The sequence below is a fragment of the Arthrobacter sp. Ha26 genome, from assembly GCF_059091705.1.
The window spans coordinates 205,804-232,136 of the sequence record NZ_JBNHGX010000002.1 but is presented as its reverse complement, the minus strand read 5'-3'; the positions used below and the strand labels follow the sequence as shown (position 1 = coordinate 232,136).

The 26,333-nt window shown below is 65.5% G+C and carries 30 protein-coding genes; 18 read left to right on the top strand and 12 right to left on the bottom strand.

All coding sequences use genetic code 11. The features are described from left to right. Positions 1–3: 3 nt before the first annotated feature. On the bottom strand, positions 4–834 hold the full coding sequence (locus tag AC5RVY_RS06555; protein WP_493953903.1) for an HAD-IIA family hydrolase: 831 nt from the start codon (positions 832–834) through the stop codon (positions 4–6). Positions 835–903: 69 nt separating this feature from the next. Here AC5RVY_RS06555 and AC5RVY_RS06550 point away from each other — a divergent pair, with 69 nt between their 5' ends. From AC5RVY_RS06550 to AC5RVY_RS06540, 3 genes are all read left to right on the top strand, one after another. Beyond that, positions 904–1,575 (top strand): TrmH family RNA methyltransferase, encoded by a 672-nt coding sequence (locus AC5RVY_RS06550; protein ID WP_493954263.1) that lies wholly within the window; start codon positions 904–906, stop codon positions 1,573–1,575. Between the two features lie 138 nt (positions 1,576–1,713). Continuing rightward, positions 1,714–2,733: a class II fructose-bisphosphate aldolase gene (gene fbaA / locus AC5RVY_RS06545; protein ID WP_163164703.1), complete on the top strand. Its 1,020-nt coding sequence runs from the start codon at positions 1,714–1,716 to the stop codon at positions 2,731–2,733. Further along, positions 2,734–3,156: a DUF3151 domain-containing protein gene (locus AC5RVY_RS06540; protein WP_493953902.1), complete on the top strand. Its 423-nt coding sequence runs from the start codon at positions 2,734–2,736 to the stop codon at positions 3,154–3,156. 130 nt (positions 3,157–3,286) lie between these two features. Here the strand turns inward: AC5RVY_RS06540 and AC5RVY_RS06535 are convergent, their stop codons facing one another. After that, positions 3,287–3,916, bottom strand: coding sequence for a uracil-DNA glycosylase family protein (locus tag AC5RVY_RS06535; RefSeq protein WP_493953901.1), 630 nt, complete (start codon positions 3,914–3,916; stop codon positions 3,287–3,289). A 433-nt stretch (positions 3,917–4,349) separates the two neighbouring features. Between AC5RVY_RS06535 and AC5RVY_RS06530 the strand changes: the two genes are divergently transcribed. The 5 genes from AC5RVY_RS06530 (at position 4,350) to AC5RVY_RS06510 (ending at position 8,440) form a co-directional block, all read left to right on the top strand. Then, the gene (locus AC5RVY_RS06530; protein ID WP_493953900.1) at positions 4,350–5,639 is read left to right on the top strand and encodes an adenylosuccinate synthase; all 1,290 of its coding nucleotides are present in this window, start codon (positions 4,350–4,352) and stop codon (positions 5,637–5,639) included. 273 nt (positions 5,640–5,912) lie between these two features. Then, positions 5,913–6,257 carry a YegP family protein gene (locus tag AC5RVY_RS06525; RefSeq protein ID WP_493953899.1) on the top strand — a complete coding sequence of 115 codons (345 nt, stop codon included), beginning with the start codon at positions 5,913–5,915 and terminating at the stop codon, positions 6,255–6,257. 277 nt (positions 6,258–6,534) lie between these two features. Next, positions 6,535–7,086 carry an RNA polymerase sigma factor gene (locus tag AC5RVY_RS06520; protein ID WP_493954262.1) on the top strand — a complete coding sequence of 184 codons (552 nt, stop codon included), beginning with the start codon at positions 6,535–6,537 and terminating at the stop codon, positions 7,084–7,086. After that, a complete protein-coding gene (locus AC5RVY_RS06515; RefSeq protein WP_493953898.1) occupies positions 7,083–7,961 on the top strand; it encodes a hypothetical protein in 879 nt (292 codons plus the stop codon). The genes AC5RVY_RS06520 and AC5RVY_RS06515 overlap by 4 nt, the downstream gene beginning before the upstream one ends. 53 nt (positions 7,962–8,014) lie before the next feature. Next, positions 8,015–8,440: a CoA-binding protein gene (locus AC5RVY_RS06510; protein WP_493953897.1), complete on the top strand. Its 426-nt coding sequence runs from the start codon at positions 8,015–8,017 to the stop codon at positions 8,438–8,440. A gap of 9 nt (positions 8,441–8,449) precedes the next feature. Here the strand turns inward: AC5RVY_RS06510 and AC5RVY_RS06505 are convergent, their stop codons facing one another. Further along, a complete protein-coding gene (locus AC5RVY_RS06505) occupies positions 8,450–9,484 on the bottom strand; it encodes an isopenicillin N synthase family dioxygenase (RefSeq protein WP_493953896.1) in 1,035 nt (344 codons plus the stop codon). A 45-nt stretch (positions 9,485–9,529) separates the two neighbouring features. Here AC5RVY_RS06505 and AC5RVY_RS06500 point away from each other — a divergent pair, with 45 nt between their 5' ends. From AC5RVY_RS06500 to AC5RVY_RS06485, 4 genes are read left to right on the top strand one after another with little or no spacing between them, the layout of a single operon-like run. Beyond that, the gene (locus tag AC5RVY_RS06500) at positions 9,530–9,946 is read left to right on the top strand and encodes an MmcQ/YjbR family DNA-binding protein (protein ID WP_493953895.1); all 417 of its coding nucleotides are present in this window, start codon (positions 9,530–9,532) and stop codon (positions 9,944–9,946) included. Beyond that, the gene (locus tag AC5RVY_RS06495) at positions 9,943–10,506 is read left to right on the top strand and encodes a DUF1990 domain-containing protein (protein ID WP_493953894.1); all 564 of its coding nucleotides are present in this window, start codon (positions 9,943–9,945) and stop codon (positions 10,504–10,506) included. Before AC5RVY_RS06500 ends, AC5RVY_RS06495 begins: the two co-directional genes overlap by 4 nt. Further along, positions 10,503–10,820, top strand: a complete 318-nt coding sequence (locus AC5RVY_RS06490) for a putative quinol monooxygenase (RefSeq protein WP_493953893.1) — start codon at positions 10,503–10,505, stop codon at positions 10,818–10,820. The genes AC5RVY_RS06495 and AC5RVY_RS06490 overlap by 4 nt, the downstream gene beginning before the upstream one ends. Continuing rightward, positions 10,820–11,113, top strand: coding sequence for a DUF503 domain-containing protein (locus tag AC5RVY_RS06485; RefSeq protein ID WP_493953892.1), 294 nt, complete (start codon positions 10,820–10,822; stop codon positions 11,111–11,113). The genes AC5RVY_RS06490 and AC5RVY_RS06485 overlap by 1 nt, the downstream gene beginning before the upstream one ends. On the opposite strand, the gene AC5RVY_RS06480 is transcribed toward AC5RVY_RS06485, so the two are convergent. The 4 genes from AC5RVY_RS06480 to purS form a co-directional block, all read right to left on the bottom strand. Beyond that, positions 11,076–11,933, bottom strand: a complete 858-nt coding sequence (locus AC5RVY_RS06480; protein WP_493953891.1) for a GDSL-type esterase/lipase family protein — start codon at positions 11,931–11,933, stop codon at positions 11,076–11,078. The two genes, AC5RVY_RS06485 and AC5RVY_RS06480, sit on opposite strands and share 38 nt — an antisense overlap. A 116-nt stretch (positions 11,934–12,049) precedes the next feature. Continuing rightward, positions 12,050–14,359 (bottom strand): phosphoribosylformylglycinamidine synthase subunit PurL, encoded by a 2,310-nt coding sequence (gene purL / locus AC5RVY_RS06475; protein ID WP_493953890.1) that lies wholly within the window; start codon positions 14,357–14,359, stop codon positions 12,050–12,052. Beyond that, positions 14,356–15,141 carry a phosphoribosylformylglycinamidine synthase subunit PurQ gene (purQ, locus tag AC5RVY_RS06470; protein ID WP_493953889.1) on the bottom strand — a complete coding sequence of 262 codons (786 nt, stop codon included), beginning with the start codon at positions 15,139–15,141 and terminating at the stop codon, positions 14,356–14,358. Before purQ ends, purL begins: the two co-directional genes overlap by 4 nt. Before the next feature lies 1 nt (position 15,142). Continuing rightward, positions 15,143–15,394: a phosphoribosylformylglycinamidine synthase subunit PurS gene (purS, locus tag AC5RVY_RS06465; protein ID WP_015935902.1), complete on the bottom strand. Its 252-nt coding sequence runs from the start codon at positions 15,392–15,394 to the stop codon at positions 15,143–15,145. Positions 15,395–15,656: 262 nt separating this feature from the next. Here purS and AC5RVY_RS06460 point away from each other — a divergent pair, with 262 nt between their 5' ends. Both AC5RVY_RS06460 and AC5RVY_RS06455 read left to right on the top strand, forming a co-directional pair. After that, entirely contained in the window at positions 15,657–15,842 is a 186-nt protein-coding gene (locus tag AC5RVY_RS06460; protein WP_493953888.1) for a hypothetical protein, read from the top strand. 257 nt (positions 15,843–16,099) lie between these two features. Continuing rightward, positions 16,100–19,228 (top strand): S8 family serine peptidase, encoded by a 3,129-nt coding sequence (locus AC5RVY_RS06455; RefSeq protein WP_493953887.1) that lies wholly within the window; start codon positions 16,100–16,102, stop codon positions 19,226–19,228. Positions 19,229–19,301: 73 nt separating this feature from the next. Here AC5RVY_RS06455 and AC5RVY_RS06450 read toward each other — a convergent pair whose 3' ends face one another. The 4 genes from AC5RVY_RS06450 to AC5RVY_RS06435 are packed head-to-tail and all read right to left on the bottom strand — an operon-like array spanning position 19,302 to position 21,718. Then, a complete protein-coding gene (locus AC5RVY_RS06450; RefSeq protein ID WP_493953886.1) occupies positions 19,302–19,652 on the bottom strand; it encodes a serine protease inhibitor in 351 nt (116 codons plus the stop codon). Continuing rightward, a complete protein-coding gene (locus AC5RVY_RS06445; protein ID WP_493953885.1) occupies positions 19,649–20,581 on the bottom strand; it encodes a 3-methyladenine DNA glycosylase in 933 nt (310 codons plus the stop codon). The genes AC5RVY_RS06450 and AC5RVY_RS06445 overlap by 4 nt, the downstream gene beginning before the upstream one ends. Further along, the gene (locus AC5RVY_RS06440) at positions 20,559–21,179 is read right to left on the bottom strand and encodes an SSI family serine proteinase inhibitor (protein ID WP_493953884.1); all 621 of its coding nucleotides are present in this window, start codon (positions 21,177–21,179) and stop codon (positions 20,559–20,561) included. Before AC5RVY_RS06440 ends, AC5RVY_RS06445 begins: the two co-directional genes overlap by 23 nt. 35 nt (positions 21,180–21,214) lie before the next feature. Further along, positions 21,215–21,718, bottom strand: a complete 504-nt coding sequence (locus AC5RVY_RS06435; RefSeq protein ID WP_493953883.1) for a MarR family winged helix-turn-helix transcriptional regulator — start codon at positions 21,716–21,718, stop codon at positions 21,215–21,217. Positions 21,719–21,795: 77 nt separating this feature from the next. On the opposite strand from AC5RVY_RS06435, the gene AC5RVY_RS06430 reads away from it, so the two are divergent. Together AC5RVY_RS06430 and AC5RVY_RS06425 are read left to right on the top strand one after the other, a co-directional pair. Further along, positions 21,796–22,038, top strand: coding sequence for a hypothetical protein (locus AC5RVY_RS06430; protein ID WP_493953882.1), 243 nt, complete (start codon positions 21,796–21,798; stop codon positions 22,036–22,038). A gap of 180 nt (positions 22,039–22,218) precedes the next feature. Continuing rightward, positions 22,219–22,434 (top strand): hypothetical protein, encoded by a 216-nt coding sequence (locus AC5RVY_RS06425; RefSeq protein WP_493953881.1) that lies wholly within the window; start codon positions 22,219–22,221, stop codon positions 22,432–22,434. Between the two features lie 108 nt (positions 22,435–22,542). On the opposite strand, the gene AC5RVY_RS06420 is transcribed toward AC5RVY_RS06425, so the two are convergent. Then, positions 22,543–23,901: an aspartate kinase gene (locus AC5RVY_RS06420; RefSeq protein WP_493953880.1), complete on the bottom strand. Its 1,359-nt coding sequence runs from the start codon at positions 23,899–23,901 to the stop codon at positions 22,543–22,545. 243 nt (positions 23,902–24,144) lie between these two features. Here AC5RVY_RS06420 and AC5RVY_RS06415 point away from each other — a divergent pair, with 243 nt between their 5' ends. Then, entirely contained in the window at positions 24,145–25,110 is a 966-nt protein-coding gene (locus AC5RVY_RS06415) for an ABC transporter ATP-binding protein (RefSeq protein WP_493953879.1), read from the top strand. After that, on the top strand, positions 25,107–26,252 hold the full coding sequence (locus AC5RVY_RS06410; RefSeq protein ID WP_493953878.1) for an ABC transporter permease: 1,146 nt from the start codon (positions 25,107–25,109) through the stop codon (positions 26,250–26,252). Before AC5RVY_RS06415 ends, AC5RVY_RS06410 begins: the two co-directional genes overlap by 4 nt. The last annotated feature ends 81 nt before the right edge of the window (positions 26,253–26,333 follow it).

The window sequence follows — 26,333 nt, the reverse complement described above, 5'->3', positions numbered from 1 at the left end:
GGCCTAGACCTGGTTCTTCAAGTCCGCGACGGAGTTCAGCACCTGGTTGGGCCGGAACGGGTAGGAACCGATCTCGTCGCGCTGCGTGATGCCACTCAGGACCAGGACCGTGTGCAGGCCGGCTTCCATGCCGGCAATGATGTCCGTGTCCATCCGGTCACCGATCATGGCGGTTGTTTCGGAGTGAGCGTCGATCTGGTTCATGGCGGAGCGGAACATCATCGGGTTGGGCTTGCCCACGATATACGGCTCGCGGTCCGTGGCCTTGGTGATGAGTGCCGCTATAGCTCCGGTGGCCGGCATGGGGCCGTCCTTGGACGGTCCGGTGGCGTCCGGGTTCGTGGCAATGAACCGTGCACCCGCGAGAATGAGGCGGATCGCCGTGGTGATGGCCTCGAAGGAATACGTGCGCGTCTCACCCAGGACCACAAAGTCCGGGTCCTGGTCGGTGAGGATGAAGCCTGCCTCGTGCAGCGCCGTCGTCAGTCCTGCCTCACCAATGGTGTAGGCGCGGTTGCCCGATCCGGAGCCCTGCACCTGGTCCTTGAGGAACTGGGCGGTGGCCAGGGCGGAGGTCCAGATGTTCTCCTCGGGAACCTCCAGGCCGGAGGCTTTCAGGCGGGCGGCGAGGTCCCGCGGCGTGAAGATGGAGTTGTTGGTGAGCACCAGGAAGCGCTTGGACGTGTCCACCCAGCGCTGGATCAGCTCGGCCGCGCCGGGCACTGCCTGGTTCTCGTGGACCAGGACGCCGTCCATGTCCGTCAGCCAGCACTCGATCTCCTGGCCGCTGCGGTATACCGCCGGATTGCCTGCTACCTGGTCTGCTTCTGCCACGTGTTCCTCCACCGGTGTAAATGCTCCAGTGGTCCAGTCTAGTGTTGAGGGGTGAACCAAACCCCCGGTATGCCCTCCGAACCGCTCCCGTTGCCCGGGGAAGCACCGCCGGAGGAGGCCACGCCCGAGAAGGCCGAGGTCGGCGTCGGACCCTGGGAAGGCGAATTGCCCGAAGGCGACCATTGGGATCCCGACCTGCTCGCCGACGGTGACCGGCGCAACGTGCTGGATAAATACCGCTACTGGAAGCACGACGCGATCGTGGCCGAGCTGGACTCCCGGCGCCACAACTTCCACGTCGCCATCGAGAACTGGCAGCACGACCTCAACATCGGCACGGTGGTCCGCACCGCCAATGCCTTCCTGGCCAAAGAGGTGCACATCATCGGCCGACGGCGGTGGAACCGCCGGGGTGCGATGGTCACCGACCGCTACCAGCACGTCCGCCACCATCCCACTGTTGATGACTTCGTGGCGTGGGCGCAGGGGGAGGGGCTGGCGATCATCGGGATAGATATCTTCCCCGATTCCGTGCCGCTGGAAACCTACGAACTGCCCAGGGACTGCGTGCTGGTGTTCGGCCAGGAAGGGCCGGGCCTGACTCCTGAAGTCCACGAGGCCGCCGTCGCCACCCTGTCCATTGAGCAGTTCGGGTCCACCAGGTCCATCAACGCAGCCTCGGCCGCGGCGATCGCGATGCACGCGTGGGTCCGCCGCCACGTCTTCGACCAGCACGTGTAGCTTCGCGAGTGATGCGGCGTGCGGGCGGTGGGGCGTAACCCACAGCACTCCCTGCGCGGAAATGACTAGGATGGTGCTAGCCGTAAGCGGTACTCCAGGGTTACCAGCCCACAGACGAACCTCAGCATAGGAGTCAGCATGCCCATTGCAACCCCAGAGATCTACTCCGAGATGATCGACCGCGCAAAGGCGGGCGGCTTCGCATTCCCTGCCGTAAACGTGACGTCCTCGCAGACGCTGAACGCTGCCCTCCGCGGCTTCGCCGAAGCTGAGTCCGACGGCATCGTCCAGGTCTCCACCGGCGGTGCGGCTTACTGGTCCGGCGCCTCCACCAAGGACATGGTTGCCGGTTCCCTGGGCTTCGCGGCCTTCGCCCGCGAGGTGGCGAAGAATTACAACGTCAACATTGCGCTGCACACGGACCACTGCCCCAAGGACAAGCTGGACGGCTTCGTCCTGCCCCTGCTCGCAGCTTCGGAGGCTGAGGTGAAGGCTGGCCGCAACCCGCTCTTCAACTCCCATATGTGGGACGGCTCTGCGGAGACCCTGCAGGAGAACCTGCGCATTGCCCGCGAACTGCTGGAGCGCACCGCTGCCGCGAAGATGATCCTCGAGGTCGAAATCGGTACCGTGGGCGGCGAAGAAGACGGCGTTGAAAACGAGATCAACGAAAAGCTCTACACCACCGTCGAGGACGCCCTGGCCACCATTGAGGCGCTCGGTGCAGGCGAGAACGGCCGCTACATCACCGCACTGACCTTCGGCAACGTCCACGGCGTCTACAAGCCCGGCGGCGTCAAGCTCCGCCCGGAGATCCTGAAGGACATCCAAGCGCAGGTGGGTGCCAAGATCGGCAAGGACAGCCCCTTCGACCTCGTCTTCCACGGCGGCTCCGGCTCCTCGGACCAGGAAATCGCGGACGCCGTCTCCTACGGCACCATCAAGATGAACATCGACACCGACACCCAGTACGCCTACACGCGCCCGGTGGCGGACCACATGTTCCGTAACTACGACGGCGTCCTCAAGGTGGATGGCGAAGTGGGCAACAAGAAGACCTACGATCCCCGGGTCTGGGGCGCCTCCGCCGAAGCCGGCCTGGCAGCCCGCGTGGTGGAAGCCACCAAGCAGCTCGGTTCGGCAGGGAAGACCTTCTAAATGTCGGACGAGTTCCGCCGGAACCTCATGGGCCCGGAGCCCACGCTCCTGCCTGCCGAGACCGAGGTCAACCAGCAGCTCGAAGCGGGCCAGGAACCCCTGGATCTCGTGGCAAAGCACCCCACGTCGTCATTGCTGTGGGCCATACTTGCCGAAGAGGCCTGGGCGGAGGGGCGGACCATTGATTCGTACGCCTACTCGCGCGTGGGCTACCACCGCGGTCTGGACTCGCTGCGCCGGAACGGCTGGCGCGGCGTGGGTCCCATTCCCTGGGAGCACGAGCCCAACCGCGGCTTCCTCCGGGCACTGTATTCGCTCGGCCGCGCTGCATCGGCCATTGGCGAAGCTGAGGAGCCGGAGCGGATCGAGAAGTTCCTGAACGACTCCGACCCCGCGGCGAAAGCAGCCATCGAAGCGAAGTAACAGCAACGAACGACGGCGGTCGGCCACCTTTTCAATGGAAAGGTGGCCGACCGCCGTCGTAAGCGGTGAGCCCTGTGGCAGGGGCCCACGTCGGCAGGAAGCCAGCGCGGACTTGCGGGGTTAGGGGCCTCTATGCCTTTTGGAGCCCCGTGCGTGCCATCGCATCGGCGTAGGCCACACGCATGGCCTCGAGGTACTCCTCCTGGCGGGCGGGCGAACCCGCGAAGGCGCGGCCGCTGAGGGAGCGGACCTTGTAGGTCTTCAGGCCGCGGCGCCAGAGCAGCGGAACTTCGGTTTTCAGCAGCAGGTTTGCCAGGCGGTTGGCTTCGGTGCCATGGGCCACGATTACCGAAGCGCGGGGGACCAGGGCCAGGAACTTCAGCAGCGGCTTCAGACCGGCGGCGATCTGGTCCGGAGTGAACTTTCCGTTCGGCTCGCCGGGAATGTGCCACGGGTGGACGTTCCAGGGCATGACGTACTCGGGGCGGAGCCCCAGCTTCCACTGGATGCCGAGCATGCGGGTGGCCGCGTCAGCGTCCCCTGCCGTGATGAAACCGGACTTGTCGGCCTCGCCGATGTTCGAGTACAGGCTGATGATCCGGCACTCCTCGACGTCGTGCAGCGGGTCGACATAGGGCACCAGCGTGCCCGGCTTTGCCTCCTGCAGGGAATCGCACAGCTCGTTGACGGCGGCAACATTGGGTTCGTAGCGGCGGCTCAGAAGCTGCTCATGGAAGGATTCGGGTGCCAAGGCGGTCATGTAGTGCTGGGTCTCCTGCGGGGATTGGTGTTGCTGCCACCGCGAAAACGGGCGCACGATGGCGCGACACATCCGAGGTGGTTGAAATGGGGTGGGCCGATTCCGGGTCGGCCTTTCCCAGTTTAGCAAGCCCGGGGAAACGAAACGCCGGGCGGGGGACCGCAGGAATCCCCTGCCGGCAGCTACTGGCAGCCCGCCGCGTCCGTTGCGGGTCCTGTTTACTCCGCAAGAGCGGCCGCGGCGGGCTAACGGGTGGATAAAGTCCCCTATCGGCTAAACTTGGGTGGTAAGAGCCCCGGAACTCTTGCATCGCTGTGCCCCCACGGACCAGCGAAGGCCGGTCGATTCGGGGCATTCTCATGAACGGCGCTGTACAAAGCCCTGCCACTCGGTGGCCGGGCGCGGGCAGCCCGAACGAATGGGGGAGGATCCCATGCCAGCAATTGTGATCGTAGGAGCCCAGTGGGGCGACGAAGGAAAAGGCAAGGCGACCGACCTGCTGGGCGGACGCGTTGACTACGTCGTCAAACCGAACGGCGGGAACAACGCCGGGCACACCGTCGTCGTAGGCGGTGAAAAATACGAACTCAAGCTGCTTCCCGCAGGCATCCTCAGCCCCAACGCAGTCCCGATCATCGGCAACGGCTGCGTGGTGAACCTCGAGGCACTCTTCCAGGAGATCGAGGGACTGCAGGCACGCGGCGCCGACACCTCAAAGCTCCGCGTCTCCGCCAACGCCCACCTCGTGGCCCCGTACCACCAGGTGCTGGACAAAGTAACCGAGCGTTACCTTGGCAGCCGCGCCATCGGCACCACCGGGCGCGGCATCGGTCCGGCCTACATGGACAAGGTGGCCCGCCTGGGCATCCGCGTCCAGGACGTTTTTGACGAGTCGATCCTGCGCCAGAAGGTGGAAGGCTCGCTGCGGCAAAAGAACGAACTCCTGGTCAAGATCTACAACCGCCGGGGTGTGGTGGTGGATGAGATCGTGCAGTACTTCCTGTCCTTCGCCGAGCGGCTCCGCCCGCTGGTCATTGACAGCACGCTGGTCCTGAACACCGCGCTGGACGAAGGCAAGGTAGTGCTCATGGAAGGCGGCCAGGCCACCTTCCTGGACGTGGACCACGGCACCTACCCGTTCGTGACCTCCTCCAACCCCACCGCTGGCGGCGCCTCGGTGGGCTCCGGCATCGGCCCCACCCGCATCTCCCGCTCCATCGGCATCATCAAGGCATACACCACCCGCGTTGGCGCCGGACCGTTCCCCACCGAACTGTTCGACGAAATGGGCGTGTACCTGCAAAAGACCGGCGGCGAATTCGGCGTGAACACCGGCCGGCCGCGCCGCTGCGGCTGGTATGACGCCGTTCTGGCCCGGCACGCTTCCCGCGTCAACGGCTTCACGGACTACTTCGTCACCAAGCTGGACGTACTAACCGGGATCGAGCAGATCCCGGTGTGCGTGGCCTACGACGTGGACGGCGTCCGCCACGATGAAATGCCCATGACGCAGACCGAATTCCACCACGCCGTGCCGATTTTCGAGTACTTCGACGGTTGGACCGAGGACATCACCGGGGCCCGCACCCTGGCGGACCTGCCGGAGAACGCCCGCAACTACGTGCTGGCCCTCGAAAAGCTCTCCGGTACCCGTTTCTCCGCCATCGGAGTTGGCCCGGACCGGGACCAGACCATTGTGGTCAACGACCTCATCAACGACTGATGCAGGAATTGCGACGGCGGCGGGTCACCTTTACGGGTGGCCCGCCGCTGGCGTTTCCCAGAAAATTGCCAAGAAATTACAGCATTTTACAAACGGTTAACGCCTCGGGTCTTGCGGGGCTGCAGGCCTACGGGCGAGACTTCTTGGTACACCCGGTGACACGATCACCAATCGTTCGACCAGACCCGCGGGAATAAGGGGCAGTGATGCGCCCGGACCGGCCGGTGGCAATGGCGCCCCCGGAGAAGGACCCGCAGAACGGAAGGATTTGTTATGGCCGGAAAGTTCGAAGCGTTTGTTGACCGCGATTCCTTTTTCAGGTTCCGCCTCCTTGCCCCGGACGGTACCATCATGGCCGTCTCCGGCCCCTTCGACAGCAAGTCCGCCCTCGCCGCCGGCATCGCTGCAGTGCGGGAATGCGCAGGCACGGGGTTGGTAACCGATCTCTGTCCCGCCGGCACTGTGGCGCGCCAGGCACCTGTGGTGGTTCCGGCGTCGGCCGCTTCAGCCGTCCAGGACGACTGCGAGGCCAGGCGCGTGCCGGCCGCCGCGCACACTTTCAGCCTGGCCAAGGTGCCGCGAAGCCGGCCCCGCTGGGTCACGGCAGCGGCCCGCTAGAGAGCCGCACAGATTCTTCAAGATTTTTCGCTCCTGGGCGTAACCCTTTGCCTGCCCCCAACGATTACCTCTATGTAGCGCCGGTCTGGAACTTGTCCCCCATCACGTTCCAGGCCGGCTCTTTCAGTTTCGGGCACTGCCGCACCTGCCACCGAAGTAACGCGTGGCGCACCGGGGCAGTGGTTACCGAGGGGTAAAGTAGTGCGGGGAAAAGGCATTCCATGTCGGATCCACCCTTACCCGTCCGCCACTTTCTTTGACTGAAAGCACTCCGTCCGTGACCGATGCACTGACAGGCCGGGACCTGGGAGACCAGGCCGCGGGATCATCTGTCTTCAGCATCGTCTACCGGACCTATGCATCACAGGTCCTGGGCTATCTCACCGCCCGGGGAGTCGAGGATCCGGAGGCGGCCATGCAGGAAGTGTTCCTCTCCGTGCTGCCTCGGCTTGGAGCCATTCATGGGGGCACCGCCGGGCTCCGGACGTTGATCTTCTCCGTGGCCCACGCCAGGATGGTTGACGACCACCGGCGACAAAGCCGGACGCCCGCCAAGCTCCCCTTCGAGCCCGAACTGGACCAGCGGGAAGACACCTCAGCCGAGGCTGCGGCCCTCGAACGCATCTCACCGCAGGAGGTCCTTCAACTGCTTAACGGGTTGCCCCAGGACCAGCGCGACGTCCTGTCGCTGCGGCTCGTGGCCGGGCTCACGGTGGAGCAGGCAGCGGAGGCCATGGGCAAAAGCCCCGGCGCGGTGAAGCAGCTGCAGCGTCGCGCGCTGGGTAGACTCCGCGAAATTTCGGCAGTAGAGGAGTACCTGAGGTCATGACACCTCACGCCAATGTATTGCCGGACCTTGTGGAGGAGATGCTCCTCGACGCAGCACTAGCCCAGGACGACGGGCTTCGCACCGCACTCCTGTCCTTGGGGTCCCTGGCATCACTGCCCGCCCCGGTTCCGTCCGGCGAACTTGCAGCGCTGCTGGCCGAAGGTGGCAACCGATCCGCTGCCGACGTACGGGACACGGACGGCACCTCGGTAAGCGGACCGGACGAACTGGCCAGGCGCCGACGTCTTCGGGCACAGCGGCCCACGGTTGTGGGCCTTGCCCTGATAGCCGGAATGGGACTTGGCGTGGGAGGGGTTGCGGCAAGTTCCTCCGCCCCTGGACACGTCGGCAGTTCCTCAATCCGGCACATGCTCGAAGACTGGGCTCCGGCGTGGACTCTGCCCGTGCTGCATGTTTCGGCCGGGCCGGACGGAGTGAACGGGCACAACTCGGGTACAGAGGTGCAGGGCACACCGGAACCTGGCGTTGCCGGCACCACTGCCAGTGGCGTCGCCGTCCCTTCCGCTGGTGAGGATCCGTCGGTTCCGCGGCCGGCTCCGGAAGTCCCGGTACCAGGCGCCCCCGGGCAACGGATGCAAGGAAACAGGGAGGCGCAATGGGACGGCGGGCAGGACGTTGCTCCCGGCACTGGGGCCGGTGAGGGCAAAAACGGGGTGGCAGCCGGGGGACTGCCCGGGCAGGCGGCCCGTCCGGCCGGCACTGTCGATCAGCGCGAGGAAAACGCTGTGGCTGAAGTGCTGCCGGGGGTACGGGCGGATCCAGTGCCGGAAGTCCTGAGGGACGGTGCGGATAATACCGGGGCTGCCGCTAAGGCCGCACCCGGGGCGAAATGGCTGCAGAAGTTCAGCCGGTAGCCGCAGGGTGATTGCAGCGCCGGCGTGACGTGCGTGCAACGTAGGCTTAGCGCATGGGGCACAAAAATGATCCTGCTGTTGTCGAACGCCTGATGCGGACCAAAGGCCGCTGGGCCATCGTCGGCCTCACCACTAATGAGTGGCGCGCTGCCTACGACACGTCACTCTTCATCCGGGACCGGCTCGGCATGGAGATCATCCCCGTCAACCTTCCGGGCGAACCGGTGCACGGGGAAGCGGGCTACCGGAGCCTTGCTGACATTCCGGCGGAGAAGCACCCCATCGACGTCGTGGACTGCTTTGTGAACTCGCAGAAGGTGGGGGCCGTAGTCGACGAAGCCATCGCAGTGGGAGCGAAGGCAGTCTGGTTGCAACTGGGCGTCATCGACGAGGCGGCCGCAGAGCGTGCCAAAGTCGCCGGGCTGGACGTGGTGATGGACACCTGTCCCGCCCAGCAGGCCTGGAAATACAATCTCTGACCGGGCTTTCTAGCGTGAGCGCCCGAGGAGTTCCGGATAGTGCCGTTCCGTGACGTCCGGGTGGGCGCGCATCCTGCCTTTGAGCATATTCATCCCGTAGGAAGCCAACAACGGGTTGGCGGGATCGTCCGAGATGCCCCTCGCGTCGGCCTTCAGTTCGGGCGGAAGCGGTACGGGGTCGATCACGGCGTCGAGGCGCGGTGACCAGAAGAACGGAACCGAGTACCTGTCCACTCTCGGCGGTGGCGCCTGGACCCGATGGATGGTGGCCACGAGGTAACCTTCGGTGGCCACTTCCAGCATCTCGCCAAGGTTCACCACCAGGGCCCCCGGGATCGGTTCTACCGGCGCCCAGTCGTTTGCCCCGGGCGGAAGAACCTCCAACCCGCCAATACTGTCCTGCAGCAGGAGGGTGACGAACCCGTAGTCCGCATGGGATCCCACGCCTTGGTCGCCGGCAGCCTCCACAACTCCGCCCACGTAGTGAACAAGCTTCCCCATCCAGGCGGGGGAACCCTGGAACGGCTCGTCGAAATAGTCTTCCGGCAGTTTGAGTGAGACCGCGATGGCCCGGAGCAGCTCCATTCCTACCCGGGACATCAGCTCCGCCCATTCCATGGCGGCCGGCTTGAGCTCGGGGAACGAGTCATCCGGCCACAGATTGGGGCCCTGGAGCAGCCAGTACGGCTGGTCCTCCGGATAATCTGTGACCGGCTCGCGGTCCGGCGAATAGTCGATCTGCTCCCGGGCATCCGCGCGTCCCTGGGTCACTTCGGTGCCCATCCGGGTGTAACCGCGGAAGTGCGGTGAGAGCCGATTGTCCAGCTTCATCCTTTCCTCCAGTGGCAGGGCAAAGAACCGGCGTATGAGGTCCAGCAGGCGTTCGGGCTGGCCGGGGGACGCACCGTAACCGGTGATTTGGAAGAAACCCACATGATGGGTCGCATGGCGCAGCTGCTCAATGAAGTCCGGGCTGAATGTACCGTCGGCCTGCCGGGCAGTGCCCAGGTCCAGAACAGGAATGGCCCCCTGATCGTGTGACATCCTCGCAGACTAGCACCGCGGCAGCCGGCTTTATAGGCTTCCTGCATGGACCCCGCAGCACTCAGGAAGATCTGCCTCTCGTTTCCCGGCGCATATGAGGATTACCCCTTCGGACCGGAAACCGCCGTATTCAAGGTCCGGGCCAACATCGCCGGCGGTGCCCGGCACGAAGCCAAGCTCTTCGCGCTGTCCACCATGGACCCCCGGGACTGGTACGTGAACCTCAAGTGTGAGCCGACGCTTGCCGTCCAGCTCCGTGCCGCGCACCCGGAGATCACCGGGGCATGGCACATGAACAAGACCCACTGGAACGGTGTCCGCCTGGACGGGACCCTCCCGGACGACATGGTCCGGGACATGGTGGAGGACTCGTACGACCTGGTGGTGGCGGGCCTGACCAGGAAACAGCAGGAGCAGCTTGGCTGGGCCCGCTTGGCAGGCTCCCGGGGTATCAACAAGTGAAGGCCAGCGGGTCACCGCCGGGCAGGCTGGAGCAGCTGGACTATCCGGGCATCGGCGGCACGGAACAGGGTCTTGCGCCCGAGGGGTACGTTTGCGTCCTGGAAGAGGTCCACCTGGGCACCGGCTTTGCGGTATACCGGCGGGTGGCTGCCGGCATTTTTTCCTGGGAGCTGCAGCGGCGTGCCGGCCTCCGCGTACGCACGGACTCACCGCGGGTGGTGCCGGGGGCGCGGGTGGTGAGCGGCTTCGGCGTCGGGCCTCTTCGATTGAATGCACCCTGTGAGGTGGTGTGGGTCCACAAGCCACTGCCGGCGGATGTGCCGCAATCGGCAGGCTTTGGGTACGGAGCGTTGCCCGGACACCCGGCGCGCGGAGAGGAATCCTTTGAAGTGGAGATCAACGGCGAGGCCGACGTGCATTTGCGGATCCGCGCGTTCAGCAAACCGGCCAACTGGTTCTACGCGGCCGGCAGCCTGGTGACCCGGGCGGCGCAGCGCCACGTTACGTCCCGGTACATTGAAGGTGCTCGCCAACTCGCCGCGGAAGGACTGCGCCCGTGATTTTTATCGTCGTCAAGTTCAAGGTCAAGCCGGAATGGTCGGAGGACTGGCCCGGCCTGGTGGCCGGCTTCACCGAGGCCACGCGGCAGGAGCCTGGAAACCTCTGGTTCGACTGGTCCCGCAGCCTCGAGGACCCGAACGAGTACGTCCTGGTGGAAGCCTTTAAGGACGATGCCGCCGGCGACCACGTCAACAGCAGGCACTTCAAGCAGGCCATGGAGGACATGCCCCAGGCCCTGGCCGAAACACCGCGGATCATCAGCCGCCAGCTCGACGGCGACAGCTGGGACATGATGGGGGAGCTCACCATCTGATGTGGATCGGCTGGATTGAATTCGATATCCTCCTGGGCGACGTTCAGAGCCTGAAGGAGAAGCGGTCCGTCGTCCGGCCCCTGATAGCTGACGTCAAGCGCCGTTTCGATGTCTCCGTCGCGGAGGTGGGCGGTCATGACCAGTACCGGCGCACCCAGCTGGGCGTAGGCCTCGTGGCAGCAGACCGCGCGCACCTCGTGGAGGTGCTGGCCGCCGTCGAACGCCTTGTGGCCGGGCACCCGGAAATCGAACTGCTCAGCGCCAGGCAGCGGGAGCTGCACAGCGAGGACTGACCAACCAGCCGCGCTGACAGGCCGCTTGCCAGGTGATATCCGCCAGCACGGACTGGCCCCGAAGGCTTGGGTGGAAGTAGTCCAGCGTGCTCACCTCGGCAGGGGCGGGCACGTGCGCAGAAACAGCTCCCCCATCAGTCCGGCAGCTGGCGTGCTCCCCGCAGGTTTCTGCCAGCACAGCGTTGAAGGCCAGCTGGCGCTGGACCACCCGCCGGCGCGTCTCATCGGTAGCAGTGACGCCCAGCATTGGAGGACAGGTACTCCCGTCAGACCAGGCCGACTGGGCGGCTGGATCGGTATGCAGGACATTCCACAGCTGATAAATGTTGGGAATGCTCGCGACCAGGACCTGCGGTCGCGGCTGCATCTGTTCCAAGGTCTGCAGTGCCTGGACCACATGCGAGCGGAAATCTTCCACTGGGGTCATGGTTTCCACGGAAGCCGTACACAGATCGTTGGCGCCGATCAGGACGGTGACGTATTCAACCCGCTGTTCGGCTGCCTTGGCCGCTTGCCGAGCAAGGTCGGAGACCTTCGCCCCGCTCACGGAATGGTTGAAGTTCCTTTCCCGAATGCCTGGCGCCAGCTGCAGCAGCCGCTCGTAGTGGCTGGACACCCCGTCCCCCGTATCGTCTCCTGTTGCCCAGGATTTTTCCGGTTGGTCGCCCTGACTGCAGCATGCGTTGTTGGCTTGCGTGATGGAGTCACCCAGGGCCGCCATACTGCGTGGGTAGGCCTCTTCTGCCGCTGGAGGCGGGGTGGGTGCGGCGGCAAGCATGACCAGGACCGGCAACAGCAGCAGAGCCAGGAACCTTGCCACCTTGCCACCTTGCCCATAGGACGATTAAAGCCGAACCGCGGCGGTTCCGGACATTCCCACCCTAAACAGGGTGCTTTTGTCCGAATCCGCCGCGGGATCGCGGTGGGGTGGGGCCGTCAGCCGAAGTACTTCGGCAGGGTACCCTCATGGGCTTCGCGGAGGGCGTCCAGGGACAGGCTCTCCACCCCGTTGATGTCCACGGTTCCGCTGGCCGCGTCCACCACACCGATCCGGGTGTGGGCGAAGCCGCGGGCGGTGCACATGTCGGTGAAGCGCACTTCCTCGGACCGGGGAACGCCGACGACGGCGCGGCCCTGGGATTCGGAGAAGAGCGCCGTGAAGAGGTCCACGCCGTCCCGGTCCAGGACATCCTGCAGCGCAATCCGGGCACCCACGCCGTAGCGCAGCGAGGACTCGACCAGGGCAGCCGCGAGGCCGCCTTCGGAGAGGTCGTGGGCGGAGTCGATCATGCCGTCGCGTGAGGCATTGATCAGGATCTCGCCCAGGGCACGTTCGGCGTCGAGGTCCACCTTGGGCGGCTGGCCGCCGAGGTGGCCGCGCATGTTGGCCCACTCGGAGCCGTCCAGCTCGGCAGCCGTGGTGCCCAGCAGATAAATCGCCTGGCCATCTTCACGCCAGCCCGACGGCGTGCGCCGGGCGACGTCGTCGAGCTTGCCCAACACTGCCACCACGGGGGAGGGGTGGATCGGCGTGGTGCCGGTCTGGTTGTACAGCGAGACGTTGCCGCCGGTGACCGGCACACCGAGCACCTGGCAGGCGTCGGACAGGCCGCGGATGGCCTCTGCCAGCTGCCACATCACGTCCGGGTCCTCGGGGGAACCGAAGTTCAGGCAGTCGCTGACAGCCATGGGAACGGCGCCGGAGGTGGCAACGTTCCGGTAGGCCTCGGCCAGGGCCAGCTGCGCACCGTGGTACGGGTCGAGGTAGGTGTAGCGGCCGTTGGCGTCGGTGGCCAGGGCTACGCCCAGTCCCGTTTCCTCGTCGACGCGTACCACGCCGGCGTCATCAGGGAACGCCATGGAGGTGTTGCCGCCCACGTACCGGTCGTACTGGTTGGTTATCCAGGACTTGGAGCACATGTTCGGCGATGCCACAAGTTCAGTCACAGCGGCAGCGAGCTCAGCCGGGGCGGAGGGCCGGCCGGCGTCCTGCACGGAGCCGGTGAAGGTGTCGGCCTGCACCGCGTCCTGCCACTCGGGACGGGCGAACGGACGGTCGTAGACCGGACCGTCGTGTGCCACGGTGCGGGGATCGACGTCGACAATCACCTCGCCTTCCCAGGTGATGATGAGGCGGCCGGTATCGGTCACCTCGCCCAGCCAGGCATACTCAACGGCCCACTTGTCCATCACGGCTTCGAACGCCGCGACGTTCTCCGGGGTGACAACGGCCATCATGCGTTCCTGCGACTCGGACATCAGGATCTCGCCCGGGGTCAGCGTGGGGTCGCGCAGCAGCACGGAGGTCAGTTCAACCTGCATGCCGCCGTCGCCGTTGGACGCCAGTTCGGAGGTGGCGCAGGAGATGCCGGCAGCGCCGAGGTCCTGGATGCCTTCCACCAGGGAGCCCTTGAACAGCTCAAGGCAGCACTCGATGAGGACCTTTTCGGCGAAGGGGTCGCCCACCTGGACCGCGGGGCGCTTGGACGGCTTGGTGTCGTCGAAGGACTCCGAAGCCAGCACGGACGCGCCGCCGATGCCGTCGCCGCCGGTGCGGGCACCGAACAGGACCACTTTGTTGCCCTTGCCGGAGGCGTTGGCCAGGCGGATGTCCTCGTGCCGCATCACGCCCACAGCGAGGGCGTTCACCAGCGGGTTGCCCTGGTATACAGAGTCGAACACCATTTCGCCGCCGATGTTCGGCAGGCCCAGCGAGTTGCCGTAGCCGCCGATACCCGCCACGGCTCCGTGCATCACGCGCGCGGTATCCGGGTGGTCGATGGCGCCGAACCGCAGCGGGTCCATCACGGCAACGGGGCGGGCGCCCATGGAGATGATGTCGCGGACAATGCCGCCGATGCCGGTTGCGGCGCCCTGGTAAGGCTCAACGAACGACGGCGAGTTGTGCGACTCGATCTTGAAGGTCACGGCCCAGCCGTCCCCGAGGTTGGTCACGCCGGCGTTTTCGCCGATGCCCACCAGCATGTCCTTCTTCATCTCCGGGGTCACCTTTTCGCCGAACTGGCGCAGGTGGTTCTTGGAGGACTTGTAGGAGCAGTGCTCGCTCCACATCACCGAGTACATGGCGAGCTCGGCGCCGGTGGGGCGGCGGCCCAGGACCTTGACGATCTCGTCGAACTCGTTCTGCTTCAGGCCCAGCTCGGCCCAGGGCAACTCGGTGTCCGGGGTCTTGGCGGCGTTCTCGACAGTGTCGATGTTGAACTTCTTGGTGGTTTCGATGCTCACTTGTCGCCTCCCACAATCTTGGTCAAAACGGAGGTGAAGAAGCCCAGCCCGTCGGTGTCGGACCCGCCGATGCCATCCAGTGACTCGGGGCCGAATCCGGCCTCCACGGCGTGCTCGGGGTGCGGCATGAGGCCCACCACATTGCCGGCGGCGTTGGAGATGCCGGCGATGTCGCGGCGCGAGCCGTTCGGGTTGAACCCGACGTAGCGGAACACCACGCGGCCCTCGGCCTCCAGCGCGTCCAGCGTCTTCTCGTCCGCGATGTACTGGCCATCCTGGTTCTTCAGCGGCACAGTGATTTCCTGGCCTGCCTGGTAGTCCAGCGTCCAGGCGGTGTTGCTGTTCTCGACGCGCAGCACCTGGTCGCGGCACATGAACTTCAGGTGGTCGTTCTTGATCATCGAGCCGGGCAGCAGGTGCGACTCGGTGAGGATCTGGAAGCCGTTGCAGATGCCGAGCACGGGCAGTTTGGCGTCGCTGTTGGCTGCGTCGATGATTTTGGACATCAGCGGGGCGAACCGGGCGATGGCTCCGGCGCGGAGGTAATCGCCGTAGGAGAAACCGCCGGGAATAACGACGGCGTCCACGTCGCCAAGTTCGGTGTCGGCGTGCCAGAGTTCGACGGCGGTGCCGCCGGCTAGGCGGACGGCGCGGGCGGCGTCGCGGTCGTCGAGGGTCCCGGGGAAAGTGACGACGCCGATCCGGGCGCCTGTGAGCCCGCGAACACCAGAAGCGTCTGCGGCGACGGCGATTGGCTCGCCGATCAGGGGAAGTTCAGTCATGTCAGGCCTCGACGACCTCGACGTTGACGACGTCCTCGATCACGGGGTTGGACAGGAGGGTCTCTGCGGCATCGCGTGCCTGGGCCAGGATCTCCTCGGTCACCTCGCCGTCGACCGTCAGTTCGAACCGCTTGCCCTGGCGGACAGAGCTGAAGCTGGTGAAGCCCAGCCGGGGCAGAGCGCCGACGATAGCCTTCCCCTGCGGGTCCAGAATCTCGGGCTTGGGCATGACGTCAACAACGATCCGGGGCATCCGGTAACTCCTGTGCGTGAGCTTGGGTAAGGGCGCAGCGGAGTGGTGCCGTCTCACGCCGTACCGAGTGGGGGACATGCTTTGTACATGGTGGACGGGCGCTCCGCGAGCTTGCTAGTCCATTCTACCGGCCGGAGCGCCCCACCTTGTATTCGGACCATCCCAGGCACATTCCGTTCCAAAATCCGGTGTTCTAAGGGGCGCAGCGGACGCTCCCGCGCGGGCTCTGGAGTTGAACCTGCGGCGTCACTAGGATTGCTGGATGGCTGAGAACTCGAAATCCGTGCTGTTGCCCATAGTTGCTGCTGCAGTGTTTGCCGGGCTGGGACGCATGGTGCTCCAGAAGATCAAGGCGGACCGGCTCGCGCGGGACCACCGGGTGGCCGGACCGGTTGATGAGAAGACCCGGCAGTGGATCAGCGAGGTGGTCCGCACTCCACGGCAATAGCACCGGCTCCTCCTCAGCTCTGATGTGATCGGGGCGCCCTATGGGGCGCCCCTTTTCCTGCCCCGGCCACTCTTTGGGCCCGGCCACGTGACTGGCTAAAACTGTCAATTTGTGGCCTATGTCATATTCGGCTATCAGTCTGTACTCTATGAACCGGCTGGTCTCACGTAATGACAGAATCTGTAATTATGCGTGCCAGGCCTGTCGTTTCCGGCCCCCAAACGTGGTTGGGCCGGTACATCGTGAAAGGGTTGCACGTGATATCAACTGGTAAAAGCCCCACCCGGGGCGGGGGACTCCGGAAGGCCGTGGCACTGGCCGTGGGACTGCCGCTTCTCCTCACACAGATGGCCATAAGCCCCGCCACCGCGGCGCCGGCCATCCAGGACAAAGCCATGGCTTCCAACAGGACTGCGCCGTCCGAGTTCAAGGACGGCCGGTACATCGTGGTCCTCGCCGGCGCAGCGGCTGCCGCCTATGAGGGCGAAACCCCCGGACTTGGTGCCACCAAGCCGCAGAACGGACGAAAACTGGACGCCGGAAGCCCCAACTACAAGGCCTACGACGCACACCTGCGCAAGCAGCAGCGGGACGTCGCCGCAAGCCAGGGCGTCACGCCCGGGAAGCAGTTCACCGCCGCCCTCAACGGCTTCACCGCGCAACTGACAGCAGGGCAAGCCACGGAGCTGTCCAAGGACAGCAGGGTTCTGGCGGTGACGCCGGACGTGGAGAACGCCCCGGACTACACCACCACGGACTTCCTCAAGCTGACCGGGCCCGACGGCGCCTGGGCCAGGCAGTTCGGCGGGGAAGCCAATGCCGGCAAGGGCGTGGTGGTTGGCGTCATCGACTCCGGCTACGCCCCCGACAACCCCTTCCTGCAGGGCGAACCCGTCCAGCCCCTGACCGGTAAGGCACGGGTGGGCGTCCCTTACCGCACCGCGCAGGGCACCATCGCCATGCTTAAATCCGACGGCACCACCTTCGAGGGCGAATGCCAGAAGGGCCAGGGGACCGGGGCGTCGTTCGACGGAAGCCTGTGCAACTCAAAGGTCATTGGGGCCAGGTACTTCGCAGATTCCTTCCTGCAGTACGTAGCGCCGGAGAACCGCGCCCCTGAAGAACTCATTTCCCCCGTGGACGTGGGCAGCCACGGCACCCACACCGCCACCACGGCAGCTGGCAATGCGAACGTGGAGCAGGTCATCGACGGCGCAGGCTTCGGTAAGAGCTCCGGCGTCGCCCCCAATGCAAAGGTTTCCGTCTACAAGGTCTGCTGGGAGGACACCAATCCTGACACCGGTGGCTGCTACTCGTCCGCGTCGGTGGAAGCCGTGGACGCCGCCATCAAGGACGGCGTGGACGTCCTGAACTACTCCATCTCCGGCAACAACAACAGCACCACTGACCCCGTAGCGCTGGCTTTCCTGAATGCCGCCGCCGCCGGGGTGTTCGTCTCTGGCTCCGCAGGAAACTCCGGCCCCACTGTTTCCACCGTCAACCACGCCTCACCCTGGCTGACCACTGTGGCCGCATCCACCTTCCCCAGTGACCTGCTCGGAACCGTCAAGGTCTCCGACGGCTCGCTGTACCGCGGAGCTTCGATCATGAAGTCCGAAGTGGCCGACAAGCCCGTTGTTGTCGCCGCCGCCGCGGCCGCAGCCGGCGCCGCCAATCCGAACCTCTGCGGTCCCGGTTCGCTTGATGCCGCGAAAGTGGCGGGCAAGGTGGTGGTCTGCGACCGCGGCGTTGTGGACAGGACGGCCAAGAGCCAGGAGGTCCAGGACAAGGGCGGAGTCGGCATGATCCTGGTGAACCTCACCAGCAGTTCCGAAGACGCGGACAACCACGTCCTGCCCACCGTGCATGTGAACGCCCCGAAGAGCCTGGAACTGAAGTCCAAGCTGGAAGCCAAACCGGCGCTGACCGTCAGCCTGGTCAAGGGAGACCTGACCGGTGAACCCCCGGCCCCCGCACCCCAGGTTGCCGGCTTCTCCTCCCGGGGACCCAGCCTTGCCTCCGGCGGCGACCTGCTCAAGCCAGACATCGCGGCGCCCGGCGTCAACGTCCTGGCCGGTGTTTCCACCATCGGCAACCACGGCGACCAGTTCGGCTTTATGTCCGGCACCTCCATGGCCGCACCGCACATTGCCGGATTCGGCGCACTGGTGTTCAGCAAGCAGCCCCAGTGGACCCCGGCCATGGTCAAGTCGGCCATGATGACCACGGCCTACCCCTTGGTGAACGCCGACGGCTCGCCCAATACAGATCCGTTCCAGGGCGGGGCCGGACACATCGACTCCAGCCGCGTCCTGGATCCGGGCCTGGTCTACAACTCCGGCATCAAGGACTGGCTGGGCTTCCTCAACGGCCAGGGCGTAGACACCGGCGCTCCACAGGCCGGCACCATCGCTGCACGGGACCTGAACCTGCCCTCCATCGCGCTCGGCAGCCTGGTGGGCGAGGTCCAGGTCAAGCGCCAGCTGACCGCACTGGTCCCGGGCATGTACCGGCCCGAAGTAAACCTCCCGGGCTTCAACGTCCAGGTGGAACCGAAAGCACTGAATTTCGCCAAGGCCGGCCAGACGCGCGAAGTTACCCTGACCATCAGGAACGTCAGCGCCCCGGTAGGCAAGTTCAGCACCGGCAGCCTGACCTGGAAGGGCCCGCGCACCGTCAGTTCGCCCATTGCCATCCGGCCGGTGGACGCCCAGATCGCACCATCGTTCTCCTTCAGCTCGGCCACCGGAACCGGCAGCGGGACCATGGAGCTGGTCTCCGGGTCGGATAACCCCATCAAGGTAGGGGTGGAAGGTCTTGCTCCGCTGAGCCAGACTGCCATCACCAAGACCCCGGGCGAGTATGCACCGGCCAACGATGCGCACAACGCACTCCTCCGGGTGACAGTGCCGGAAGGGGCGTCCTTCACCCGCCTGGGTGTCCAGGCACAGTCCGACGACGTTGACTGGGACATGGTGGTCTACGGACCCAATGGGGCGGGGGGACTGACGGCCACGCAGGTGGCGACGGCTTCGGCCAGCGAGTTCCTGGATCTCGAGGCGCCGCGGGCCGGCACCTACTACATTGTGGCCAACCTCTACTCCACTCCGGACAACGGGGCGGCCACAGCTACGGTCCAGGCCGTAACGTTTGCCGGCGATGCCGGCAACCTCAGCGTGGATCCCAATCCGATCGTGGCTCCCAACGGCACCGCCACCTCGGCAACGCTGTCCTGGAGCGGCCTGTTCGAAGGGGCATACCTGTCCCGCCTGAGCCTGGGCGATAACGGCATCAGGACCTGGGTCAATGTGCAGGTGGGCGGAGCTTCGGATGCCCCGTCCGGTGCGCCGCAGGTAGCCCTCGCGGACGGTGTACCCGCGGCCTAGCAGCCCGCGTTTTCAAGAAGCAGGATCCCCGGTGGCTTGTACCGCCGGGGATCCTGCTTTTTGCTGGTATGCCTTAGCTGTTGCTGCCCCAGGCGCCACCCGTGCTGCCAAGGAGGGGTGCCACGGCATTCCACCTCGCAATTTCGCAGCCGTCGATCCGCGTGAAAACCGACTCAACAGGGCGCCCGTGGAACGTCCCGGTGACCACGGCAACCTGCGGGCCACCATACTGCTGGGTGCACAGTTTGGGCGGGCCGGGCTTCGGGAAGAAGACGTCCTCTCCGTGCTCCCGTACTGCGCCCAGGGCAGCGTCCGGGTCCGGCAGATTGCTCTCGACCGAAACGCCGTCGTCCACGCTCACGAGCCGGAAGAGGTATTCATCTGCGTCGGGGTTCTCCCGCAGCCTGATGGTCAGGGCGATCATGCTGCGCTGCTCCCGGAGAGGGTGCCCAATTCCAGGGCAAGCTTTTCCCGCAGCCCGGCCGCCTCGGCCGCGAAGGACCGCTGGTGTTCCACGTAGGCGGCCTTGCCCTGGGGAGTTTCGATGGGAATGGCCGGGTAGCCCCACTCGGCAAGGTCATAAGGAGACGCCTGCATATCCATGACCCGGATCCGCCAGGACAGTTCAAAGCAGTCCATCACCAGTTCACTGGGGAGGGCCGGCAACAGCTTGTAGGCCCATTTGTACAGGTCCATGTTGGCGTGAAGGCACCCCGGCTGTTCCAGGTGCCGCTGGGACTCCCGGCTCGGTGCCAGCTCATTGAGCGGGATGGCATCCGGGGTGTAAAAGCGGAACGCGTCGAAGTGCGTGCAGCGGATCCGGTTGTCCTCCACCACCTTGTCCGTCCCCGCAGAACCGAGCCGCAGCTGCAGGTACTCGTGCCGCAGGTCGAACCTGTCCTGGTGGTAGACCATGGCCCATTCGTGCAGGCCAAAGCAGCCAAATTGTGCGGGCCGGGCGGCTGTGCCGCGCAGGATGATCCCGGCAAAGGCCACAGCATCCTGGCGGTCGGCAAGAAAAGCGGCACGGTCGAAGGTGACCGCCGTACTCCCCGCCGGCAGCCCCAGGGACGCCAGCTCGCCGTCGTCGAGCATTCGGTAGTGTTTCCAGCCCCGCCGGGCGGCCACTTCCTTGCCGGAAAGGACGACGCCGGCACCTGGGTGCCAGCGTCGCAGCTGGCCTGGTTTCTGCGTGTAGTACGTGAAGAGGAAATCCTCCACCGGGTGCTTTTGCCCCGCAGACCGCCGGGCAAGGTAGGGATCCGCATAGCGGCTGACGCGCTGCTGGTGGGCTTCCTCCCTCACCAGCCATTCGTCCGCCGCGAGGACCCTAAGCTGCTCCACCGGTGGCACCAATGACGTCCTTCGCGGCGTTCCAGGCGCTGATTTCGCAACCGTTCGTGCGTTTGAACGCGGCATCGACGGGGACACCGTCCACCACTCCGGTAACCGTCGCTTCCTGGGGCCCGCCGTACTGCTCGGTACACGCCTGGTCAGTGCGGAGGGACGGGGAGGCCAGGAGGGCCGGGTTGTCTTTCAGGGCCGCGCAGGCGGCATCGGCGGCGGGGTGCTGGCTTTCGGCGGCGGGGACACCGTCGACGCACACGAGCGTGTAATGGACCTCCGGCTCGCCAGCCGATGGCGTAAAGGTGACCGCCAGTTCAGCATTGCCCTGCCCGGGGCCGGACGGCAGCCCTGCGGGTGGCTCCGGGGAGGGGGCAGGAACGGTTGATTCAGCATCGGGGGCGGTGCTGCCGGAGGGGGAAGGTGAACCCTGCGAAGCCGGCGATGACGGTGAAGCCGGCGGGCCGGCAGAGGCGCCACCGGACGGAGTGCCTCCGCCCTGGCCCGGCGAGCAGGCGGGCAACAGCAGGAGCGCCGCCAGCAGCAGCGCCGTTGAATGCACCTTGCCGGCATGCTCATGGTGCCTGCGCCCGGGCCTGTCCGTCATGGTGCCATTCTACTGCCGCATCCCTGCCGGGCCGGCTAAACCTGCCGGCCCTGGGAGGTGGCTGCGATGAGTCCCATCATGGACGCGTGCAATTCACCCACCTGGTCCCGGGTCAGTCCCAGCCGCTCCATCATGGTCCCCGGGACCTTAAGCGCCTCCTGCCGGAGGGCTGCACCCGCCGGGGTCAGCTCAACGGCGAGGGCCCGTTCGTTGCCGTCCATCCGGCGTCGCGAGATCAGTCCTGACACCTCCAGGCGGCGCAGCAGGGGAGAGATGGTGGCTGGTTCCTGTGCCAGGGCATCGCTGATGTTACGCACTGTCCGAGGACTGGATTCCCAGAGGCACAGCATCACCAGGTACTGCGGGTGGGTGAGGTTCAACCGTTCCAGGACAGGCTTATAGGCGCCTACCACGCTGCGGGAAGCGACAGTCAGGGCGAAACAGAGCTGGTGCTCGAGCAGCAGGTCATTCTCCTCCGGAGAGGCTCCGCCGGCCGTGGCGGAATTCGCTGTGCCGGAAGTGCCGGTGGCAGGGTTCATCGAGACCTCCAATAGTTAGTGTACTAATAATTAGCGTACACTGTTGCTGGTCAAGGGGTTACTGAAAGGAACAATTCATGCGCAAGGCCAGCTCGGAAGGCAAGGAAAATGCTTCGCAGCGCTTCATGCGGGCAACCGGTAAACTCCGTGCCATTTTCGGTCCTGCCAACCGGTCCTCACTGGCTCATGACATGACAGAGGAAAACCGCCGGCTCCTTGCCCAGCGCCAGGCTGAAACCCAACAGTGGGAAACCATCACACGCCCCGACGGCAGCACCTACGTGGTGCCCCGCAACCCCGACGACAAGTCCCTCCGCTGACCCTGCCGCAGTCCCGGTGGCGGGCAGCGTCCCAAGCCCAGCCCGCGCCCCTGGTGCGCCGTCCGGCACGATCCTTTTCAGGGCTCCGGGCGTAAAATAAGGGCACTGGCCCCGGAAGGGGCAGTTGCCTTATTTCTTATGGCTCTTCTTTCCCTGAATACAGGGAGGGGGTGGAAAACAGTGGCACATGTACTGAGCGGGTTCATGAACGTAACCGACAGGCTCCGCTTCGTTTTTGGACCGGCCACCCGGGTGGACTCTGATCTGCCGGTGGTGCACAAGCATGACGAGTTCGAGCAGGCCTCGGAGGAGGAACTCGCACACTTTGTGGTGGAGACCGATTCCTCCGGCCACCACTACGCTGTACGCCGCGAGGACCTCGAAAAGGAGGTTTGAGCGAAGCCAGAGCCGACGGCGGTGTGGTTGTTGGTTGCTGCAGACAAAAAAATGCACTGGTGACGGACAGAGTCCTTCACCAGTGCATTTTCGTGTCCGGGGGCGCAGTCAGCGGCCGGTGCCGCCATACACCGTGGCTTCGCTCTCGCTGTCCAGTTCAAAGGCCCGGTGGATCACCCGTACGGCCTCGTCCAACAGGTCGGCATGGGTGACAACGGAGATGCGGATCTCCGACGTGGAGATCATGTTGATGTTGATGCCGGCGTCCGAGAGCGCCTTGAAGAAGGTGGCGGAGACGCCGGGGTGCGAGCGCATGCCGGCGCCGATCAGGGACAGCTTGCCGATCTGCTCGTTGTATTCAATGGTTTCAAAGCCGATCTGGTCCTGCGCTGCGTGCAGGGCCGCCAGTGCGTCGGCACCTTCGACGATGGGCAGCGTGAAGGAGATGTCCGTGCGGCCGGTGCCGTGGGTGGACACGTTCTGCACGATCATGTCGATGTTCGAGTGGGCATCGGCAATGACCTGGAAGATGGCGGCAGCCTTGCCGGGGATGTCCGGAACACCAACGACGGTGACCTTGGCTTCGGATCGGTCGTGCGCGACGCCGGAGATGATTGGCTGCTCCAAGGCAACTCCCTCTTGTGTGGTGATCTTGTCTTCGGCGCTGGGGATGACCCACGTGCCTTCATGCTGGCTGAATGACGAGCGGACGTGCAGCGGGACACCGAACCTGCGCGCGTATTCGACGCAGCGAAGGTGCAGGATCTTGGCGCCCGAGGCTGCGAGTTCAAGCATTTCCTCGCTGGAAATCGTGTCGATCTTCTGGGCCGAGGGGACAACGCGCGGATCAGCCGTGTAGATACCGTCCACGTCCGTGTAGATCTCGCAGACGTCGGCCTCAAGTGCCGCCGCCAGCGCCACAGCGGTGGTGTCGGAACCGCCGCGGCCAAGGGTGGTGATCTCGTTCGTGGCGCGGCTCATGCCCTGGAATCCCGCAACGATGGCGATGTTTCCCTTATCGAGGGCCGTGCGGATGCGGTGGGGATCGACGTCGATGATCCGGGCTTTGCCGTGGATGCCGTCGGTGATCATGCCCGCCTGGGAACCGGTGAAGGACTGCGCAGAGGCGCCAAGCTTGTTAATGGCCATGGCCAGCAGGGCCATGGAGATCCGCTCACCGGCGGAGAGCAGCATGTCCATCTCGCGGGCGGGCGCCGAGTCTGTGACCTGGGCGGCAAGGTCCAGGAGTTCGTCCGTGGTGTCACCCATGGCAGAGACCACAACAACCACTTCATGGCCGGCAGCATGGGCGTCCACCACGCGCGCGGCCACCCTCTTGATGCCATCGGCATCCGCCACGGAGGACCCGCCAAATTTCTGCACAATGAGCTGTTTGGTGACGGCGCCGCCGGCGGGCAGCTCCTGCTGCTGCGTTGCGTTGTGCACTTCTCTAGTGGGCGTACTCATGCGCGAACCTTCACTGGATCAAAATGGAGTCCGGCCAGGCAGCCGTCCTGCTGTATTGGCCCTGGCACTGCGAACTAACGCCATTGTTGGCGCGGCTTCTTCGCACCAGTTTATCGCCGCCCGCGGCCAGGGGTTGAATTGTGACCGAATCTCCGCCACCTGGGCCGCTGCCGGCGGGATCCGCGGGCGTACGCTCGAACTGTCAGCATGCATCCAAGACTGTGGGGGACAGGTGCGCACTACATGGCAATGATTTCTGAGTTACCCGACGGCACGGCCGGGCGGGAACCCGACGGCGGCATTACGGCCCGGGCGGTGAGCCGCAGCTTCGGCGCCGTGCGCGCCGTCGAACAGATGGACTTCCACGCGCCGGCCGGCAAGGTGACGGCGCTGATCGGGCCCAACGGGGCGGGCAAAACGACGCTGCTGCTGATGCTGGCTTCACTGCTGGCGCCGGACGAGGGCAGTATCAGTGTGGGTGGCCTGGATCCGAACCGGGACAGGGCAGAGGTGCGCAGCCGGCTGGGCTGGATGCCGGACACTTTGGGGGTGTGGGAGTCGCTGACCGCGCGTGAGATCCTCACCCAGATGGCCCGGTTCTACCGCCTTCCCGCGCCGGCCATCGGCGGCCGCGTTGCTGAGCTGCTCGAAAGGGTCCGGCTGGATGATCTTGCGGACCAGCCGGCCCGGGTACTTTCGCGTGGGCAGCAGCAGCGGCTCAGCCTTGCCCGGGCCCTGATCCACGACCCGTCCGTCCTCCTGCTCGATGAACCGGCGTCAGGCCTGGATCCCGGCTCCCGCGTGGAGCTCCGCCTCATGCTGCGGCAACTCGCGGCCGAGGGCAAAGCCGTGGTGGTTTCGTCCCACGTGCTGAGTGAACTTGATGAGATTGCCGACGGCGCGGTGTTCGTTAACAAGGGGCGTACCGTCAGGCAGCAAACCACTGAGCAGGCTGCCGCAGCGGGAAGGAGATACGCCGTCACCGCATCCGACATGGCGGCCCTTGCCGCCAAACTGGCTGAGCTGGGGCTGGCTTTCCGCCATGAGGACGGACGCCGCCAGGCGGTCAGCCTGATGCTCGGCAGCGACAGCGACGCCGAACGGCTGCTGCGTGACCTGGTGCTTGCCGGCGTCGGGGTTAACTCCTTCGCTCCCGCCACAGGCGCCCTGGAAGAGACGTACATGAGCCTTGAGGGGGAGCGGCAATGACCCATGCGACAGAACACCGCCAGGATGTACGCGGCAGGACCAAGGGCGCCTACCTGGCAGGCATCCGCGACGTGGTGGTGCTTGAGCTGAAGCAACGGCTGCGGTCCCGCGGCTGGTACATCATGCTGGCCATCTGGTTTGCCCTGACCGGGCTGGTGACCTGGCTGACCTGGGCCAGCTGGAACGCTTCCCAAGCGGCGCAGCAGGCCTATGGCGGCTATATGCCGCCAGAGTCCACCGGCCCGGGTTCCATGATCTTTGAGGTGGTCCTGGCCTTTGTCCTGCTGTTTGCACTGCTGGTTGCCCCGGCACTGTCCGCCAACGCCGTCAACGGAGACCGGGCCGGCGGCACGCTGGCCATCCTCCAGGTGACGCTGCTGCAGCCCGGCCAGATCCTGTGGGGCAAGTTCGTTGCCGCGTGGGCGGCAGCGCTGGCCTTCCTCGTGGCCAGCACACCCTTCCTGGTGACCGGTGTGGCGCTGGGCGGAATGACTCCGGGCCACGTGATGGTGGCGCTGCTGATGCTCGCTGTTGAGGTGGGGGTTGTCTGTGCCATCGGTGTTGGCATCTCTGCGCTCGCCGGGCGGCCGCTGTTCTCCATCGTGGTCACGTACCTGGCCGTGGCCGGGCTTGCAGTGGGCACGCTGATTGCCTTTGGGCTCGGCACGGGGCTAACCCAAGGCACCGTTATGGCCAACCAGTCGCAGTACCGCGCGTATGAGCCGCTCTCCGGCGAAGCGTCACAGCAGGGACCCATGGAACCCGAGTACACGTGTTCCGGACCATTGCTGGAGCAAAGGGCGATGCGGACCGAACGGGTAGCCTGGCTGCTGGCCATGAACCCTTACGTTGTGGTGGCCGACGCGATTCCGTACAGGGACCGTTCGCAGGAGCGGAACTACTCATCGGTGGGGGCAATCGAGGGCATCAGCCAGGGCGCGCGTTATGCCATGGCCGGTCCTGAGGGCACGGTTCCGTGCGCCAACGGAGAGGTAAAGCCGCGGTACCTGGCACAGTCCACCCCACTGTGGCCGTTGGGCCTGGGGCTGCAGGTCCTGGTTGCCGCGCTGCTGATGTGGCTGGGTTGGCGTGCACTCCGCACACCTGCCCGCAGGCTGGCGCGGGGAACCCGCATAGCTTAGCTGCCCCGTGGACAGGCCCGGCGCGGTGGGGTCACGATGGGTTGACCGGCCCGCCGGGGCTGGGCCTGTTTCCGGAGGCTG